General features: G+C 41.2%; 13 protein-coding genes. 4 read left to right on the top strand and 9 right to left on the bottom strand.

Annotated features, from left to right (window positions below; genetic code table 11):
* The first annotated feature begins 11 nt into the window (after window positions 1-11).
* From K2F45_RS25035 to K2F45_RS25045, 3 genes are all read left to right on the top strand, one after another.
* Window positions 12-1,175: a 2-isopropylmalate synthase gene (locus K2F45_RS25035; protein WP_120335010.1), complete on the top strand. Its 1,164-nt coding sequence runs from the start codon at window positions 12-14 to the stop codon at window positions 1,173-1,175.
* A 212-nt stretch (window positions 1,176-1,387) separates the two neighbouring features.
* Entirely contained in the window at window positions 1,388-2,635 is a 1,248-nt protein-coding gene (ilvA, locus tag K2F45_RS25040; protein WP_075994373.1) for a threonine ammonia-lyase IlvA, read from the top strand.
* A gap of 153 nt (window positions 2,636-2,788) precedes the next feature.
* Window positions 2,789-3,304, top strand: coding sequence for a DUF2911 domain-containing protein (locus K2F45_RS25045; protein ID WP_075994374.1), 516 nt, complete (start codon window positions 2,789-2,791; stop codon window positions 3,302-3,304).
* Between the two features lie 125 nt (window positions 3,305-3,429).
* Here the strand turns inward: K2F45_RS25045 and K2F45_RS25050 are convergent, their stop codons facing one another.
* From K2F45_RS25050 to K2F45_RS25090, 9 genes are all read right to left on the bottom strand, one after another.
* On the bottom strand, window positions 3,430-5,313 hold the full coding sequence (locus K2F45_RS25050) for a sodium:solute symporter family protein (RefSeq protein WP_248932620.1): 1,884 nt from the start codon (window positions 5,311-5,313) through the stop codon (window positions 3,430-3,432).
* Window positions 5,314-5,355: 42 nt separating this feature from the next.
* Window positions 5,356-6,255 (bottom strand): endonuclease/exonuclease/phosphatase family protein, encoded by a 900-nt coding sequence (locus tag K2F45_RS25055; protein ID WP_248932621.1) that lies wholly within the window; start codon window positions 6,253-6,255, stop codon window positions 5,356-5,358.
* Window positions 6,256-6,393: 138 nt separating this feature from the next.
* Window positions 6,394-7,587: a glycoside hydrolase family 130 protein gene (locus K2F45_RS25060; RefSeq protein ID WP_248932622.1), complete on the bottom strand. Its 1,194-nt coding sequence runs from the start codon at window positions 7,585-7,587 to the stop codon at window positions 6,394-6,396.
* A gap of 31 nt (window positions 7,588-7,618) precedes the next feature.
* Complete coding sequence (locus K2F45_RS25065; protein ID WP_248932623.1) at window positions 7,619-9,439, bottom strand: aryl-sulfate sulfotransferase; 1,821 nt, start codon at window positions 9,437-9,439, stop codon at window positions 7,619-7,621.
* Window positions 9,440-9,560: 121 nt separating this feature from the next.
* The gene (locus K2F45_RS25070; protein ID WP_248932624.1) at window positions 9,561-10,040 is read right to left on the bottom strand and encodes a cupredoxin domain-containing protein; all 480 of its coding nucleotides are present in this window, start codon (window positions 10,038-10,040) and stop codon (window positions 9,561-9,563) included.
* A gap of 61 nt (window positions 10,041-10,101) precedes the next feature.
* Window positions 10,102-11,724 (bottom strand): RagB/SusD family nutrient uptake outer membrane protein, encoded by a 1,623-nt coding sequence (locus K2F45_RS25075; protein WP_075994378.1) that lies wholly within the window; start codon window positions 11,722-11,724, stop codon window positions 10,102-10,104.
* Between the two features lie 41 nt (window positions 11,725-11,765).
* Complete coding sequence (locus K2F45_RS25080; protein WP_248932625.1) at window positions 11,766-14,783, bottom strand: SusC/RagA family TonB-linked outer membrane protein; 3,018 nt, start codon at window positions 14,781-14,783, stop codon at window positions 11,766-11,768.
* A 477-nt stretch (window positions 14,784-15,260) separates the two neighbouring features.
* Window positions 15,261-16,130, bottom strand: a complete 870-nt coding sequence (locus K2F45_RS25085) for an AraC family transcriptional regulator (RefSeq protein WP_075994380.1) — start codon at window positions 16,128-16,130, stop codon at window positions 15,261-15,263.
* Window positions 16,131-16,373: 243 nt separating this feature from the next.
* Complete coding sequence (locus K2F45_RS25090) at window positions 16,374-18,776, bottom strand: S9 family peptidase (protein WP_248932626.1); 2,403 nt, start codon at window positions 18,774-18,776, stop codon at window positions 16,374-16,376.
* Between the two features lie 461 nt (window positions 18,777-19,237).
* Here K2F45_RS25090 and K2F45_RS25095 point away from each other — a divergent pair, with 461 nt between their 5' ends.
* The gene (locus K2F45_RS25095) at window positions 19,238-19,471 is read left to right on the top strand and encodes a thioredoxin family protein (protein WP_046673718.1); all 234 of its coding nucleotides are present in this window, start codon (window positions 19,238-19,240) and stop codon (window positions 19,469-19,471) included.
* Window positions 19,472-19,501 lie beyond the last annotated feature (30 nt).

The raw sequence follows: 19,501 nt of genomic DNA on the forward strand, positions 1-19,501 counted from the left end.
ATTAAGAAATTATGTTACACGATCCTAATCATCTTTACATTTTCGACACCACCTTACGTGATGGCGAACAGGTACCAGGCTGCCAATTAACTACTCCAGAGAAAATTGAGATTGCTAAAGACTTGGAAAAACTAGGGGTAGATATTATCGAAGCCGGTTTCCCAGTGTCTAGCCCTGGTGATTTTCAATCGGTGGTAGAATTATCTAAAGCGGTGAACGATGTTATTATATGTGCATTGACCCGTGCCAATCAAAACGATATTGACGTAGCTGCCGAGGCATTAAAATATGCCAAACGCCCACGTATCCATACCGGTATTGGTTCTTCGGACATGCATATCAAATATAAATTCAACAGCACAAGAGAAGAAATTTTAGAACGTGCTGTTGCGGCTGTAAAACATGCCAAATCCTATGTGGAAGATGTCGAGTTTTATGCAGAAGATGCTGGTCGCGCAGACTTGGAATTTCTAGCTAAAATGGTTGAGTCGGTGATTGCGGCTGGTGCTACGGTGGTCAACATACCTGATACAAACGGTTATTGTTTACCAGACCAATATGGTTCAAAAATCAACTACCTAAAGGAGAATGTACGCAATATCGATCAGGCAATTATTTCCGCACATTGTCACAATGACCTAGGACTTGCAACAGCAAATTCTATCGCTGCCATTCAAAATGGAGCCCGCCAGGTAGAATGTACGATCAACGGTATCGGTGAACGTGCCGGAAACACGTCTCTTGAAGAAGTAGCCATGATCCTTAAGGTGCACAACCAGTCGTTTGGAAGCTTAACATCAAACATCGATAGCCGCATGTTTACGTACTTATCGCGCAAGGTAAGTGAAATGATGAACATGCCTGTCCAACCGAATAAAGCGATCGTTGGCCGTAATGCCTTCGCGCATAGCTCAGGTATTCACCAAGATGGTTTCCTAAAACACCGCGAAAACTATGAGATCATCAGACCAGAAGATGTTGGTTTGATTGAAGCTGATATTATCTTAACTGCACGCTCAGGAAGACATGCCCTTAAACACCATTTGGAGCGTTTAGGCTTCCATCTTGAAAAAGATGATTTAGCAGATTGCTACCAACGTTTCTTGGTTTTAGCCGACGAAAAGAAAAATATTTGTGATGACGACCTAAAAAGCCTCATCCAGGAAAAAATATAAAAAAAGGAAGGCTGCAGATGCAGCCTTTTTTTATCATAAGTACATTTTTTAAAAGGATCCACATGACGCATAGCTGATTATTATTTTAGCATGTGTTCAGACGGTCTTCCATTCAAAATCAACTCAATTTAAACACTGTATAGGTAGAATCTCTCATATAACAGCGAATATCTGCGTTTTATTTGCTACCTTAACTAGGCAATCATCTAACAATGAATCTATCAACCTTAAACATCAATTCAGAAGCTACACTTGACCGCATCAAGTCTGTGGTCAACAGAACACCGCTTCAATATAATCGGCATCTGTCCGAAAAATACGGTGCCGAAGTCTATCTCAAACGGGAAGATTTACAAGTCGTACGTTCCTATAAATTACGCGGTGCCTACAATAAAATTATCTCCTTAACAGCGGAAGAGCGACAACGCGGCGTTGTATGTGCGAGTGCAGGTAACCACGCCCAAGGCGTTGCTTTCTCCTGCAATAAACTCGACATCAAAGGTGTGATATTTATGCCGGGACCGACACCACGCCAAAAGATCTCACAAACGGAAATGTGGGGTAACGGTAATGTAGAGATTATCTTGACCGGAGACACTTTTGATGACTGTCAAAAAGCGGCGTTGGCTTACACAGAAGAGCATGGCATGACTTTCATCCCGCCATTTGATGATCTCAAAGTTGTGGAAGGACAGGGTACTGTGGCCGTTGAAGCTCTACAAGATCTTCCCGATATGGATGCCATATTTATCCCAATTGGTGGCGGTGGACTTGCCGCGGGAGCGAGCTATTACCTGAAGAGTAAAAACAAAGCGATCAAATGTTATGGTGTTGAACCCGAGGGAGCTCCTTCTATGCAAGCGGCTTTGACACATGGCGCACCGATCGAGCTCGAGCATATCAACAAATTTGTTGATGGGGCCGCCGTTAAAAAGATCGGTGCAACGACATTTGAAATTGCCAAACAATTGTTGGATGATACACGCTCTATTCCTGAAGGAAAGATCTGTACCTGTATCCTAGAGCTGTATAATAAGGATGCAATTGTCGTTGAGCCCGCGGGTGCTTTATCGGTAGCTGCTCTTGAATTTCACAAAGATGAAATTAAAGGCAAGAAGGTCGTCTGCATCATATCCGGTGGAAACAACGATATCGACCGCATGAGTGAAATCAAAGAATTGTCTCTACTTTACGAAGGCTACAAACATTATTTTATCGTTCGTTTCCCACAACGCCCAGGTGCATTAAAACTCTTCGTTTCTGAAGTATTGGGACCTAAGGATGATATTACCCGTTTTGAGTTTATCAAAAAAACAGAACGCGAAAGAGGTCCAGCGCTAGTCGGCATTGAGCTCAACAAGCCTGAGGATTACGAAACATTGATTGAACGCATGAAAGAATATAAGTTTGATGTCATTGAAATCAACAAAGACCAGACACTATTTGAATATCTTGTTTAAATAATAGGTATAAATGAAAAAAGCCAGTGATTCGTATCCTGGCTTTTCTCGTTTATATAACCAAAATACCTCACCCAAAGTCTTCAAAAAAAACTAACAATTCCATAATTTAAAAATCTTATATTTAATTGTTTAATCAATAATATACGCAAAATGAGAGTACTAATTTTAACAATCCTGACCTTAATAGGTCAACTTACCTTTGCTCAGACCGACAAAAGTAAACGCCCGAGCCCTCCAGACAACACCAAAGTAACCACCACCGACGGTGTCACGATCGACATTAACTATAGCCGCCCTTCTTTGAAAGGCCGTCAGCTTGGTGTTGATATCGCCCCTATCGGCATTGTATGGCGTACTGGAGCGAATGAAGCGACCACCATCGAATTTAATAAAGATGTATTGGTTGAAGGCAAGAAATTAGCCGCTGGAAAATATGGTCTTTACAGTATCCCTGGAGAACACGAAACAACAATTATGTTTAATAAAGTGTGGAATCAGTGGGGAACAAAATATGATGCCAACGAAGATGCCCTACGTGTTTCTGTTAGCAATGCCACAGCAAGCAATTCACAGGAACAGTTTAAGATCAATGCGACTCCACAAGGAACTATTTCTTTGGAGTGGGGACAGTATGTCGTTCCATTTACGGTTAAAGCGAGCAACTAAATTAAAAACGCATTATCAATGTAATCGGTACGGTACGAGTGAACGATCTTTTAATCAAACAACAGGCCGTCCGATTACATGATTCTTCGCTTCTTTCAGCCCTATTGTAAGAACTTAATTACTTATCAATCCGCTTTATTCATTCCGTATTTTATCATAAAAGCATCATATTCAACCTCATCGCGGCACATCTTGTCATACCAGTTCTTTTTAAGAATCAGTGTGGTGATACCCAATATCAGTATACTAGTCAATAAGCCCTGTCCCTGTTGAATAACAATATACATCGGGATCAATGTCAAACAACATTGCCATACAATCCCCACCCCAACATTAAATAAATCACGCTTAAAGTGATCGTTTCTTTTAAGATCGGGGTATTTCTCCAACGCTTTTTGGTGAATTGGCCCCCAAAATCCCCATGGGCGAACACGAACATAAAAATCAACCAAAACCGATTCCTCAGTTGGCTTAGATAACCATGTTCCAAGTAAGCAGCCCAGTAAGGATAGGACAAACAAAAAAGGAAAATAATAAAGCGGCAAAGTATGTGGGAAAAACTGAGGCAGAATAATCGCACCGAATATACCGGTCAACATTCCCCAAAAAAATCCGGTTCCATTAAATCGCCACCAATGCCACTTGAGCACATTCGCGGCAATATACCCACCATAGAGTGCCGAAACGATCCACTGCAGCACCGAATTGATATTTTGGACATATAATCCGATGATCGTGCTACAGACAACCACAGAAACAGAAACAATATAACTCAAACGAATCTGTTTTTTAGGCGAAGCCGAACGATAAAAAAATTTCAGCAAGACATCATTGACCAAATACGCTTGTGCCGCATTTATCGTTGAAGCAAAAGAAGACATAAAAGCCGCCAGCAGTCCAGCCAATAATAAACCTGTCAATCCAACCTTCCCAAAACGACTAATTGCTTTGGGTAAGATGATCTCGAAATCCATATGGCTTCCCATTGCTGTAAACTCATCCCGAAAGAACACAAGCGCTAATACCGTAAAACCCATGATCATCAGATAACGCGGGATCAGCAATATAACAGATACTGAACCACTCATTAATGCGGCCTCTTTTGGTGACCTGCAAGCAAGAATCTTTTGCATATCATAGTTGGCCGCCGGCCCAGCCATACTCATGAAAATACCTTTGAAAAGCATCATCATCACAAATATGGTAAACAGGTTGTATTGATCATCGGCTATTCTGTCCATAATAGAAGGGAGTACGTTACTCCAGTCCATATCCAAATGCCAGCCAAAGAAGGGAGAGTCCCACCCCTCGGGTGTATTGGCGGCCAACAATTCAGGACTTACCTGCTGCATTGCAATCACTGCGATTGCAATGCCAGATACAATCATGATTCCAAACTTCACCATATCTGCCCAAACGATACTATGCATGCCGCCAAGCATGACATAAAATGTGGTAATAGCTGTAAAGAATATGCCATATACCTGGGGAACATACATAGGGTCAATAGTCAACGGGATGAACCGCGAGAGCTGTTCCCAGGGAAAGAATACCTCCATAAATTTACCGATTCCGATAAATCCATAACATAGAAAACCCAATACCGCTACAATGGCGTATAAAATAACGATGGTGTAAGCTCCGTCTGCCCCCTTACCATGCCCAAAACGGGTTCGGATCCATTCAGCTCCCGTCAACACATTTGAACGCCGTAGCCATACCGAAAGGTAAACCATCAGGAAAATCTGATTAAAGACAGGCCATAACCAAGGAATCCACATACTCTTGAGGCCATAGACAAAGGCAAGATAAACCATCCACATTGTGCCCGAAATATCGAACATCCCCGATGCATCAGAAATACCAAGCATATAGTAAGGAAGTGACTTCCCTCCCAAGAAATAAGAGTCGAGATCCTTAGAAGCTCGCTTTTTAAGAATCAGGCCAATGACAATCATCGTCAGCAAATAACAGACAATGATCACTATATCTATTACGGAAAGTTCCATGAATATTCTTCTCGTGGTCAACCGCAATCTACAATTATATTTCTACTTCTCCAATTGGTCAATCACGATAGAAACTGGATAATGATCTGATATTCCTTCGAGATCAGGACCATTGTGCACTTCGGCCTGCTGAACCAAAGGCGACAATCGCTCCGACAATAAGATATAATCAAGTCTTTCCGACACTTCAGCTAATCGGCTGTCGCCCCAATTCCAGCCATAAAGCGTGGCTGTCGGAAAACTGACACGCTTATTTTCCGGAAATACCATACGTCCTATACAATCATCAAAACCTGCAGCAATAAAAGTCGACAGGACACTATAGTCAAAATGCTGGCCACGCATATTGCCATATTCTGGATGTGCTTGATCCCAATTCGATAAATTCTTTCTCAGTAGTGCTTTGTGTTCCAGCCAAACTGCATCCAATGGGGAATAAGCATTGAGATCCCCCATGATCATACAGTTATTCAAGGAATTACTTTTGATATAATCCACAATCTGCTGTGCTTCTTTTAATCGATACTTCCAGGAAAAAGGGCTGAGATGCGTGACTATAATGTCAATATCTTTAATTTTAACATGCAGCATGCCATGCCAAAACTCATCCTCCTGGGCTTTGATCAGGGTAATCGGATAGCGAGATGTAATCCCTACCGGATATCCCTTCTCTTTGAGTAAAATGCTATAATGATGTCCATAGGATTTGGCAAGCTGTTGAAGATCGGCCTGTTTAAAATCGACCAGTTCTTCTAAAGCAACAATATCCGGTTGCTGTCGTTCCATCCAATGGACAAATTTATCCGATCTTGCTTTCGTATGCTCAAATCCATTCCAGATATTGTAAGAAATTATCTTTAGCGGTTGATCGGCCTGAGATTTCACGGTCAAACACAGCAAAAGTAAAGCAATCACCCCATAAAACTTGATCAGATTTTTCATTTTTACACTCCTAAAAAATATCGATTTTATAATTAATAATAAGCCTTAATAACTAAAAACAAGCTGGGCTATCCAATCTAGAATAGGAGACCGGCTTTCAATTTTCAAATCCTATTATCAGGTCCGTTTCACATCATTTCAGGAACAAATTCCAGATTCCATGGTATATAGCGCATTGCGACCAATAAGCTGGAGGACATTGTCAACCGAAGTTGCCGAGCGAAGGCCGTCGGGTGCTGTATTTAGGCAATAATCCAAAAGCTGGTCAACCGAGGATACCGCAACATGCATTCGTGTATCACTCGATGCGTAGTAGATATAAACCATACCATTGGCATCCATGATCCAACCGTTAGAAAACAACACATTGGAAACATCACCGATCCGTTCTTCTCCCTCTGGCGCCATCAGATAACCCGCAGGCTCGGCGATCAATTGGCTTGGATTATCCAGACTGGTGAGATAAAGGTAGAGCACATAACGTAACCCTGCTGCCGTCCCCCGTACGCCATGGGCAAGGTGTAGCCAGCCTTTCGCCGTTTTTAAAGGGGCAGGTCCCTCACCATTTTTCAACTCTTTAATCGTATGATAAAAACGTTTGTTGATAATTTGTTCTTCAACAACAACGGCATTTTTAATATCATCAATCAATGACCATCCAATTCCGCCACCACGTTTTGCTAGGATAAAATCATCTTGTGGTCGTGTATAGAGGGCATATTTCCCCTGTACAAATTCGGGGTGCAATACGACATTTCGCTGTTGACTGCTCGCTTTCAGATTGGGTAAACGCTCCCAGTGCTTCAAATCTTTTGATCGAATGATCCCTGCAGAAGCAACGGCACTGGAGAGATCCCCCGGAGCAGCTGCTGCATCGCGTTTTTCACTGCAAAAAATACCATACACCCAACCGTCTTCATGAGCAGTCAGCCGGATATCATATACATTTGTTTCCTCTTTATCCAAATCCGGAAGTACCATTGGCTGATCCCAAAAACGAAAATTATCCACCCCATTTTCACTTTCTGCTATCGCAAAAAATGATTTCCGGTCAGCCCCTTCAACCCGAACAAACAACAGATACTTTCCTTGCCAATAGAGTGCCCCCGCATTCATTGTTGAATTGAAGGTGATTCGCTCTAGAAAAAGCGGGTTTGTCAAGGGATTAAAATCATAACGCCAGGTCAAGGGGATATGTTCTTTGGTAACAACAGGATATAAATAACGCTTAACAATTTTTCCTGGATTAGACAGTTCAACATTAGTTCTCTCCAATAATAAGCGTTGTGATTCGATAATATAAGCTTGCTGACGTTCAAATGATTCGGCCATAAATTTAGTTCAGTTCAAAAAAAAAGTTACTTTACAAGTTTTCGGGATAAAGCGGCATACGGGTCACACGATGGAATGCCGTACCGCTACCAGTAGCGACCTCAAGATCAAATATCACTTCTTTTGTTTTCGGATCAATCTCCACAACACGTCCGCCTGAACCAATAGAAGTTGCTACCCCCATACCCGGACAAAATAAAACATGTCCAGTTTGCCCCAAATATTGCACGCCCGAAATGGCCTGTGAAAAGCCTTGCGTCCCGCGATCTTTTCCATAAGACCATACTTGCTGTACCGTTCTATTGGTCAGGTCAACCTTATATTCCACGACCCGGCTAAAGCTTTTCACCCCGGGAGCAAAATTTGATTTCCATTGCCGGTTATACCCATTGTCGAAAACTAAAATACGATCCTTGCTCAACGCGACAGGTGTATGTGGCCCCCAAGGCCAGTCAAAACCTGCAACTGCAGCATCCCCATTGATCACTGCTGGATCTGTAATTGCTGTACCATCTTCGGCAATTGGCTTTAGCAACAAGGTCTGGTATTTGGCTCCCCAATTTTTATGGGGCGATATAATCCATTGCGTCACTCCCGAATGGTTAAAACTGAAAATCCCCTGATAACGCGCCGTGGCCAATAAATCTTCGCCAATTTCTGTGATTGAATTATTATGCGCCCAGTTATTGGGGCTTTGCGAAAATGCTGGCGGTGTTATGCCATCGGGCTTGACATAACGCGTCGTATCCAGCTGCTTGGCAAGATCCCATTCATTGACTAAGACACCTGTTTGGGGGTTCAATTCGATGATAAAGTCGTTAATACGGGGGCCGCCATTAGTTAAACGTGCCGCAACTTTGGTTACATTGATCAAGAAATTACCATTGGCTGCTTCACTAACCTCATGGTGAAATCCATACCCCAGTTTCCCCAGATCCCACTGATTGATCAGATTTCCAAAAAGATCAATTTCAACGACACGTTGTTGAGACTGGTCACCCGAAATAAAGGTCCCTTTTTTGGTCCGCTTAAGACCTATCGATCCGGAAAACTTCTGTAAATCAGGCGATTTTTTCAACAGCAACAACCAACGCAATTCCCCCTCGTTATCAATCATATAAGGTAAAGAAGTATCTAGTTCACTCTGCCCCGGATAACTCACCAAATTGATCCCAGGCTCCATTTTCTCGGTTTGCCCTTTAACAATCTTCCATTGGGGAAAGTCTTGCTCTGTTAGAGCTTGTGTGATAATATGTATCGTTGTGCTACCGCGCTCGTTGCCTTCCCGGTCAGTAAAAGCAAGATCAACCACATTATCATAATCGGCATATAAGCCTAATATCGGTACGTTTTGACGTGGTGTATCATCGTTACATAAATGCGTAATAGTACCCAGTTTGCCATGCTTACCGCGTACGGTTACCCGCACACGACCATAGGTCGGTAACCATACATTTACCCTGGCCGACAGTGGATTATAACCCGAAGGATCCAGTTTAATATTTTCAACAATAAAATCGAGCGAAGTACCTTTGGTAGGTACCTCCATCTCCGATCCGTCGCTAAAGGAGAGTTTTGTACGCCAATGTGCCAGATCAGAAGTTATCTTGAGGATATCCTTTACGGGGACATTTACGGCTCCCTTCTCAAAGTTGAAAACATACTCTAGTGTATGCTGATTGACATCAAGCAACAATTCTCCTGCATCGATTTTGGATGTCAATGCCAGCTTGGAAGATAATTCATTCGTTGTTTCCCGATCTTTCTTACAGGAAAAAAACAACAGAACAAAGCATATAAGTGGCAAAATCAAAGTAGTGAAAAATCTACCCATCCGTTGTACTGCAATCATACATATTATTGTTTAAAAGAAATTTTAAAAGTATTCCGGCAGAGGCATCTACTCCCCTACCGGAAAAAACTAACACTCAACTGTGGAATCGAGAATAAATTTTTATGTGTATGCCAAGCTCTTAGTGATTTGCACAGAAAGGATAACCACTAGCTTGACTAGCAAGTATACATATGATGGAAAATTGGTCATAATCGTTAAGTTGATAATTCCCGAAGTTCGACTCCGGCCCCCCACATTTAGATCCCTTCATTGGCAATCCATAAAGATATTGGCCAGAATTCGATCCTAAAAAGAACCCTTCAACTTCGTAAGTTCCTGCTGGAATGTTCGTATAAAAGTTAACACCAGGCGCAATAGGATAATACAAAGTCATCACTATATTTCCATTTTGTTTGAGATAAACACCACAATTAGGTAATGCCGTACCGGTTGAATTATTAAGGTTTATAGAAACTGTATTAGCAAATACAAGCTTCTTTGTTTTTACATAATCCTTGCTATTTGTATTATTTTCATTTTCAATAAGTTTAGGAACAGAATAGCTACTTGCAACAAAAGCCATACAACACAATAAACATAATGTCAGATAATTTTTCATAATACTTTACAATTTTAATGATCGGTAAATTTATACGGATTAAGATTTTGACTATACTTCTTTATCGCCACAACGGATGCTGCTGAATCTTGGTGTTGGTATTAATTTCACCCTCTGGCAAAGGCAGATAATAATGCTTTGGTTGAAACTCGGCGGCACCTTGCTTTTTATTATCTACAAAAATCTGCTTCATTTGGGCATAAGGATACCAGCGTTTTAAATCGAAGAAACGATGACCTTCAAAGAAAAACTCAAGTTCGTTCTGGTGAATAATCTCTTTCATCAAATCATCCGCGTTGGTCCAAGTTTTATTGGCTAATCCTGCACGATCGCGAACGCGTTTTAAACTAGAAGCTGCCCCGGCAGTGTTACCATTCTTAGCACATGCCTCTGCATGTAAAAGTAGTACTTCTGCAAAACGTAGCAGACGGAAGTTATTGTTTGTATTTGCGGCGTCGTACATACTGTTAGCTCCGGATACATTTCTAAAGAAGTTGGTGTATTTCTTGATCAAGAATCGTCCAGGCTTATTGTCTATCGTCGGATACACAAGACCTGGATTTGCTGAAATTTTAGCCATAGACTCTGACCACAACTTATCAAAAGAAAGATTGCCGAACCAAGCGCCGTCTGTAAGACCAGTTTCATAGTCCGAATATTTCCAGTAGAAGCTGGTATACATCCGTTTGTCAAAACGGCTATCTGATCCACTTGGGCGCTCCTCTGCGATAAAATCGCGAACAACGGAAATTCCGGGCACCAACTTAAACCAAGCCCCTGTACCTGCCGGTCCCGCAAAATTGGGAATGATAAATCCTTGACGACTATTGGGATTCTCTGCCCCCCAAATACCATCTGAACCATATTTACCATCATATACCAATTCCCAAACGGATTCTTTATTTAACTTTGTATTGTCTTTAAAATTATCTTCGAAATTTTCGACAAGATCATAGTTATAAGGGGCAGTTAACAGCGTCTTCAATTCTGTTTCGGCTTCCCCGTATTGTTTAGTATACACCAATGACTTTCCTAAAAAGGCAATCGCTGCTCCTTTAGTCACTCGGCCCGCTTCTGCTGCTGGACGTGTAACAGGTAAATTTTCTTTTGCAGCCTTGAAGTCCGCGATCACTTGTTTCCAGATATCAGCTTCAGCTGTCGATGGTTTGTTTTCGGGATCAACATCTGCGGGAACCAACAATAACGGTACATCGCCATAATTTGACGCCAACAAAAAGTAATATACACCCCGTAAAAAAGTAGCCTCGGAAATCAGCTCCTTTCTCTTTGCTTCGTCCATGGAAACTTTCCCAATATTATAGAGAAGCACATTGGCTCGATTAATGCCATTATATAAACTTCCAAAATCACTTCCTCCAGTTCCCGGAGTATTTAGAAAGGTTGCATATTCCCATGTAAATCTTTCTTCACCTGCAAGGAACCAAACATCATCAGCACGATTCATCGTCTGCCATCCCGTATAGGCGCCATAATACCCTTCCATTTGCCCACGGATAGGTGAATAAACGGTTGCCATTGCCGCCTGTACTTCAGCTTCATTCGACCAGAAAATCTCCGACACCGGTTTGTTTGGGTTCGTACGATTGAGAAAATCTTTGCTGCAGCTTCCCATCAAAAGAAGAACGGCTGCTGCTGCTGTATATTTTTTAATTGAAATCTTCATCCTTTTCATTTTAAATTTAATTGTAAACTTCCTGTAATCCACTAGAAATTAGCCTGTATACCAAACATAATAGTTCGCGCCAGCGGATACCGACCATGATCTGTACCAGCCGTCATTACTCCTGTCTGGCCGACCCCATTATCGTTATTGCTTGGACCTAAATCAGGGCTATAACCTTTATATTTTGTTACGGTAAACAGGTTGTCAGCAGCCAAATAAATACGCGCATTTTTCAAGGTTACTTTATTCAACCAAGTATTAGGTAGCGTATACCCCAATTCTATTGTTTTTAAACGGAAGAACGCACCGCTTTCCAACCAGCGGTCACTGACGCGACGTACGTTACCATTGGGATCCTCACGCGTATAACGCGGGATATCGGTATTGGTATTACTTGCTGTCCACGAATTCAAAAGACTGGTAGAATAATTATGCACCTCACTTGTGCTCTCTATTCTAGCACGCGTATAATTGTATATTTTGTTACCGTACATACCATCAAAGAAGAACGCAAAATCAACGCCTTTATAATCCAGTCCACCACGGATACCGTAGGCTAATGAAGGATAAGGACTGCCCATGTATTGACGATCGTTGTTATCGATCTTTCCATCGCCATTGTAGTCCACGAACTTAATGTCCCCCGCTTTGGCAGTAGGTTGGATTACAGTACCATTCCCCGATTTGTAGGCTTGTACTTCAGCATCTGACTGGAACAATCCATCCGTTTGGATCAGCCAAAAACCGCCAATGGGATAACCAACTTTAGCCCAACTGATTACACCTTCACCCTGTGGATTATACCCCTCAAACTCCTGCTTATTTCCTACGGTAATCGCTTTCATTCTATTTTTAACGGCCGAAGCGTTGACACCGATATTGTAATTTACCTCACCAATTGCATCGCGATAGCTCGCTAAAAACTCGAAACCCTTGTTACTGATAGTACCCGCATTCATTACTGGTGAACCCGATTTTCCTGCAGAAGGTGGTTGGTTGATTGACAACAAGATATCTTTCGTATTTCGAACATAATAATCTGCACTGATTCTTAGCTTACTTTGTAAAAAAGCCAGGTCAACACCGAGGTTACTCGTCTCGGTCTCTTCCCAAGTTAGATTAGATGGCGAAACCCAGCTCGTTCCAGGGATTGCTCCTTGCCACCACGCTCCACCTTGGATATAGTTAATACCGTATCTCGTAACATTTTGTGTCGTATAATTGGCAATCTCCTGATTACCCAAGCGACCATAAGTTGCCCGGATTTTGAATTCATTGACTGAATTTTTCGCCTTTGCAAAAAAGCTTTCGTTCATGATATTCCAGCCTAGCGCCACCGATGGGAAAACCCCATAGCGATGTCCATTATCAAACTTCGAAGATCCGTCTCGACGAACCGTTGCAGTAAATAGATAACGGTTATCATACGTATACATCACACGACCAAATTGCGATATCATGGATGCTTCCTGCAGACTTCCTGAAGTTGATTGCTCTGCTGGTGATGCTGCATCAATTGCATCCGTGCCTGCTGGAATATCAAGTCTCTTGGCACCAAATCCTCTATTTGAGTTTTCCTGAGAGGAGTAACCCGCCAATAAGGAAATTGTATGCTTATCAAAAGTATTGTCGTAATGTAAGGTATTTTCAATCAGCCACTGATTATTGAAGAAAGCGCTTTCATTCAGCGAAGATTGCAAAACGGCAGTACCATCGGGACGTCGATCCGATTTGTTATAATTTCTTCCTGTGGTTCTATTAATCCCTACATTCAATCTATATTTTAATCCTTTTACAAAAAGATCTGCCTCCGCATATCCATTGAGCATGATATCTGTCTGATAGACATGGTTGGTATTGAGATTCAAATTACCAACGGGATTATCCAAATTTTTCATCCATGGTGCATAGGTTGAATATCCACCGACAACATTGGCATCATAAACCGGTAATAACGGATTTTGACGCAGGATATCTGTGATTACCAAATTGGCATATTGGCGATCCCCCGATTTAATCAATAAAGTATTTCCAACACGGAGATGATCATTGAAAAAGTTAAAGGTATTTTTGCTGCGTACATTGAAAGATTCATAACCCGTTGTTTTCAAAATACCTTTTTGATTCAGATACCCTCCGGAAACACTATAGGTCGATCGATCGCCACCACCAGCAACATCCAGATTGATCTTATTCACGGGTGCTGTTTGAAACACTTCATCTTGCCAGTCGGTATTCGCATTGAAGTCTTTGGCTTGTACTGGTAGATATCCCTTTTCGTCCACAAATTTTTTCCATTGCGGTCCATCCATCAAGCTCATTTTTTTTGGTAGACTTTGCACCCCAGTATAAGCATTTAAACTCAACGTGGCTGGACTTGCCCTTTTCCCGCCCTTCGTTGTAATAATCACCACTCCATTAGCCGCACGAGAACCATAAATAGCTGCTGCTGATGCATCTTTTAATACTTCCAATGAAGCGATATCGTTTGGATCTACCGTATTGATATCGCCAAATACACCATCAATCACATATAAAGGATTAGTACTGCCCATCGAACCTATACCACGAATATTGATATTCATTCCTGCTCCTGGCGATCCGCCAGCATTTGACACACTCACCCCAGCAACGCGCCCTTGTAAAGCGCCGGCAGCACTTTTAGCTAAATTCGATTGCAGATCCTTTCCCGTCACGGATGACACTGCACCGGTCAAATCACTTTTTTTCACCGTACCATAGCCGATCACCACAACTTCATCTAATTCCGTACTCGACTGAAGTACAATACTATAGGTTGATGCATCATTGACAAGCACCTCTTGCTCCTTCATCCCCACGTAGGTAATTTTTAAGGTTTTGCCTTTCGCAACATCAAGTGTAAAAGAACCATCGGCATCTGTTTTCGTTCCGCTGGCGCTCCCCTTGATATTGACCGTAGCTCCTGCCACTGGCTTATTATCCGCATCGAGGACTTTGCCCCTCACCTTTTGGGATTGCTGTGCAAAGGCTAAGCTCCCATAAGTGGAAAGTAAGAGTAGTAAAGCTGTTTTTCTCATATTGTGTGTATTTAAGGTTTACAATAAATAGATGGTTTGTATAATATGTCTATACTTAATTGGTATTCTTCTATTGGTTTGTTTGACGAAATTAGAGAAAAGGAGATGCCGTAAATAGCAAGATCAACTCATTTGTATTGTACTTTTCATTCATATTTCTCCTGGAAAAAACACAAAAATGTCAACACAAACGATTGCGCAAAATAGAAATAACAATAAAATAGGAAAAAAAATGAGGCAACAGAACAACATCGTAAAAACCTAAAAAACAACACATTAAAAACAAATAAAGACCATTTTATTGAACTTTAAACTCACTTGTATTGAATTATCTAGCAAGAGGAATAGGGGTAATCAATAACTAAATAGCGTTTAAACCCCACCATATTCACGGAATGGTTGACTTTTTTTAGATAGACATATATAGATCTTTCGTCTATCTAAAAAAGCGAAATGAGAAAGGAAAAAAGAAAAAAATTAGATAATCATCTGTTGCTTGCGGAGGCTATTTCTATACTCGACCGGAGTAAGGTCTTTTTTCTTTTTAAATACACGGTAGAAATACGAAACGCTGTTAAAGCCACATTGTTCGACAATATCGGCAATCAAGGTCTCTTCTTTCAGTAATCGCACGGCCATATTGATCCTAAAATCCAGCAGATAATCTGTAAAATTCATTCCTGTAGTCGATTTCAGAAAACGGGAAAATGTTGATTTGCTCATATTCATTACTGCCGCAACCATCGGAAGGCTCAATTCTCTATTTACATGGGTAACGATATATTCTTGTAGTCGTCCCATCATCAATTCGCTATTACTCAATACCGTATTGGTCGCCGTAGATAGTACACGGATATCTTCACCCTTAGACAATTCATACAGCAACACCAAAAGTTTCATAACCGAATAGAATCCGTCTCTTTCCAAAGTCAATATGCGTAACAACGGTAATACCCGATCTACTGTGTCTTTCCCAAAAACTACACCACGCGAAGCTTTGGATAATAACTGCTGTATACTTGCAAACTGCTTTTTATCCAGATACTGTTCAATTAATGAAGGATGAAACTGAATCGTGATCTCATGAATATCATTCGATTGGCAATCGCCATCTTTCCAGGCGTGTTCAAGCTCGGGGCTTGCAATTAGTACCAGATCCCGCTCGCCAATAGACTCTATCGAGTTGCCAATGATACGTTGTGCCCCCACTGCCCCCTCAACATAATTGAGCTCATATTCTGGGTGAATATGTACAGGAAACGTAAAGGAAGATTTTCTCCGATCGAAGACCACAAAGCAGTCATCGGAAGATAATGGCGATTTCTCTCTAAATATATCAGGTCTCATAATTGGATTTTCCCTCCAGTAAATTACCCAAACTTAAAAAAATATTATGTATAATCCATTGGTACTTCAGCACATTTGCCGGCTGTGCAACAGGAGCCTGCCAAAGTTGAGTCCTAACTTCGGGGTATCCAAATCAGATTAACGTACATCAAGTGGAGTACATCGATCCATTTAAGCGAAACTTGAGCAACAAAAAAGGTTGCCGTACAAGGCAACCTTTTTATATTCTTTTCGATCTTCACCTTATTTTTTAAGGTATTTTTCCAAAAATTGATCCTGCTCCCAAAGTAAATGGAAGATATTTTCTTTGGCGACATATCCATGTGCTTCACGTGGTAAAATGACCATACGCACGGGAGCTCCCAAGTTTTTCAGGGCCTGGAAATAGCGTTCTGTCTGCAGGGTGAATGTTCCGGGATTATTATCGGCTCCGCCATGAACCAACAAAAGTGGGGTTTTCATCCGATCAGCACTCACAAATGGAGACATGGTCATATACAAGGCTGGATCATCCCAGAAGTTACGTTGTTCACTCTGAAAACCAAATGGTGTTAAGGTCCGATTGTATGCTCCAGAACGCGCTATTCCTGCGGCAAACGATTTTGAATTGGACAACAGATGTGCTGTCATAAAAGCACCATAGGAATGCCCACCCACAGCAACTTTTTTCCGATCGATATAACCCAAATGATCTACCGCATCAATTGCAGCTTCGGCATTTGCCACAAGTTGTTCAATAAAGGTATCATTCGGTTCTTTTGTTCCCTCTCCAACAATAGGGAAGGCCGCATTATCCAATACAGCATACCCCTTCGATACCCAGTAGATAAAAGAACCATAACTTGGGAAGGTAAACTCTTTCGGATTGGCCGTACTTTGTCCGGCTGTATTCTTGTCCTTATATTCCCTTGGATAAGCCCACATTAGCAGAGGCAACTTCTCTTTCTTCGTAAAATCATAACCGGCAGGTAAATATAATGTTCCGGAAAGTTCGACCCCATCCTTGCGTTTGTACTTTAAAATCTCTTTATGAACTTTTTCCAAAGATTTAAACGGGTTTTCCAACGTGGTGAGCGTCACCTGTTTCCCCGATTTCATATTTTTCATGAAATAATTCGGATAAATCGATGCTGACTGAAGCGAAATCAACAAATCCCCAGTTTTAGGGTTCACGAGTTGGATGATACGTTCCTGCAGTTCAGATGCTGGAGCAGTGTAGATGCGTTTTTTCTTCAATGAATGCAGATCAAGCTCATCCACAAAAGGAAACTCACCATTTTTAGTAAACCCCTTACCTACAAACAGCACTTTATCTTTATCTATATACATCGAATAAGTGCCTAAACTATTTTTTTCCATATACACATCTCCCGGATCATTATAGACGTCCTGACTGTTCCGGTCATGCAATAGTTTAGATTCTCCCGAGGAAGGATTTACCACAAAAGTTTTTGCGTTTCTCGTATCATACCATTGCGAATTGATCAATGCATATTTATCATTCCCCCATGTTACACCAGCGTAACGGTCTTTGATTTTAAAAATAAGCTTTCCCGCACCATTGTAAGGGTAAGATAAAGTATATAAGGCATCACGAAACTCCGCAGGTTTATTCGCATCCCCGCCATCCAAGGCTTCTACATAAGCCAACGTAGCTGGCTGATCACTCCGCCAATGCCAGGCACGTTTTCCCGATCGTGTCGACGAAAAACCTTTCGGCATTACCTCTGTCAAGGCTGCCTCATTCACCAACGCTATTTCCTTGCCCGATCGATCATAAATACGAACCTGCTGTGGAAAAGACGAGACTGGAACTACGTAGGAATAAGGTTTTGTAATCGTCGTGATCATCACATACTCACCATCCGGAGAGAAACTGATCCCCGTATAAATGGCTTTATCTTTAAAGGAAGAAATCTTGCCGTCCAGATCTACAAGTTCAAGGTTGGATTGCACCAATGTTTCAAAATTCACTTCATCCTGCGGATTTTTAAGCAGATCTTGGTATGTCCTCAATTGAGACACCTTCCCATCACTTGTTGAGACAATAGGTCCTGTCGGCAAATCTTTTGAAGGATCCAACAGTGCGGCCCTATCCTTTGGCAGGCTTGTTATTATTAAACCGGAAGAATTTCTCAGCCACTGAAATGGTGCTGTCAATGTTCCGTTCAAATTGTACGCTGTCAACTGTTTGACATTTCGCGTTGCAAGATCAATGACAAATAAAGCTGTTCCGCTTTCATTTGTATTGCTAAATGCCAAACGCTTATTGTCTGGAGAGAACACAAAATTGGCCATCGCCGCTTTTTCGGGCATCCCCGTGAAGTCGGAAAATTCCATATTTTGTCCTATTTTTTTCAAGGCAATCTTATCGAAAAAGATTGTCGAACTTTCCATGTTCGTCTTCGGATTAATCCGCAATCCAGCCAGTTTCATTTCTTCCTGGCCTAAGTCTGCCAGGCTTTTATACGTAGGCCGGAATGTAAATAACATCCAATTTCTATCGCTTGAAATCTTTATCTGAGGGGGGCGCACATAATCGGCTAAGGCCAAAATTTCAGTAGAAGGTTTTTGAAAGGTAATGTTTTCCTGCGCTTGCGTCTGTAGCGACGCTAGAAGCAAGAGACCATAGAATAGTTTCTTCATAAATTTATTTTTCAAATTAGGGCAAAATAAGGTAATAAAATTTTCATAAAAAAGCAAGCTTTGTAGCTTTTTTATGACAGTAAAATTAAACTTAAATCATTTGTAAAATAGTGGTAAAATTTACTAATTTAAAGTTATCCACATTTACAAAACCAAGATAATCAACAACTTACAAACACTAATCTGCAGCAAACGCATTCTCTGACAAACTTTTACCCAAAATGTGGAAAAGTCAAACTACCGCATCGAAAGAAAATATAAGATATTTGTTAAGCTAATGAAAGAATTGGCAACTCAACGAAGTTTTTAAGTATCGAAACACAGACTTTTCTTTTTGATGAATTGTCTATTTTAAATGGCCAGATGCACCTTAAATCTGGTCTCCCCGATTAAAATTGATACCATTAACTCCGTACCGAGTTTTTCTATAAAGATTGGAATAAAAAAATAAACAAGTAAACATGGCAAGAATTATCAAATTTGAGAAAAACGATTGTGCTCCTTGTGCACAAGTATCGGCTTATTTGGATCAAAAAGGTATCCAATATGAAACGGTTAATCCTTTTGATGAACCAGACTTGGCCGCAAGATTCAAAATCCGCACAGTTCCTACGGTAATTGTGTTGGAAAATGAAGAGATTCAACACCGTATCATTGGCTTTAAACCAGAGGAATTGGCTGCCATTGCACTTTAATAAATTCAGCGTATCATTAAAATGAAACAG

It is taken from the genome of Sphingobacterium siyangense (assembly GCF_023277505.1).
GTDB classification, from domain to species: domain Bacteria; phylum Bacteroidota; class Bacteroidia; order Sphingobacteriales; family Sphingobacteriaceae; genus Sphingobacterium; species Sphingobacterium siyangense.

Coding starts and splice junctions, on each gene's coding strand:
- K2F45_RS25035 (WP_120335010.1), top strand. CDS start 12: ATGTTACACGATCCTAATCATCTTTACATTTTCGACACCACCTTACGT.
- K2F45_RS25055 (WP_248932621.1), bottom strand. CDS start 6,255: ATGAAAAATCTGATCAAGTTTTATGGGGTGATTGCTTTACTTTTGCTG.
- K2F45_RS25080 (WP_248932625.1), bottom strand. CDS start 14,783: ATGAGAAAAACAGCTTTACTACTCTTACTTTCCACTTATGGGAGCTTA.
- K2F45_RS25070 (WP_248932624.1), bottom strand. CDS start 10,040: ATGAAAAATTATCTGACATTATGTTTATTGTGTTGTATGGCTTTTGTT.
- K2F45_RS25095 (WP_046673718.1), top strand. CDS start 19,238: ATGGCAAGAATTATCAAATTTGAGAAAAACGATTGTGCTCCTTGTGCA.
- K2F45_RS25090 (WP_248932626.1), bottom strand. CDS start 18,776: ATGAAGAAACTATTCTATGGTCTCTTGCTTCTAGCGTCGCTACAGACG.
- K2F45_RS25065 (WP_248932623.1), bottom strand. CDS start 9,439: ATGATTGCAGTACAACGGATGGGTAGATTTTTCACTACTTTGATTTTG.
- K2F45_RS25075 (WP_075994378.1), bottom strand. CDS start 11,724: ATGAAGATTTCAATTAAAAAATATACAGCAGCAGCAGCCGTTCTTCTT.
- ilvA (WP_075994373.1), top strand. CDS start 1,388: ATGAATCTATCAACCTTAAACATCAATTCAGAAGCTACACTTGACCGC.
- K2F45_RS25045 (WP_075994374.1), top strand. CDS start 2,789: ATGAGAGTACTAATTTTAACAATCCTGACCTTAATAGGTCAACTTACC.
- K2F45_RS25050 (WP_248932620.1), bottom strand. CDS start 5,313: ATGGAACTTTCCGTAATAGATATAGTGATCATTGTCTGTTATTTGCTG.
- K2F45_RS25060 (WP_248932622.1), bottom strand. CDS start 7,587: ATGGCCGAATCATTTGAACGTCAGCAAGCTTATATTATCGAATCACAA.
- K2F45_RS25085 (WP_075994380.1), bottom strand. CDS start 16,130: ATGAGACCTGATATATTTAGAGAGAAATCGCCATTATCTTCCGATGAC.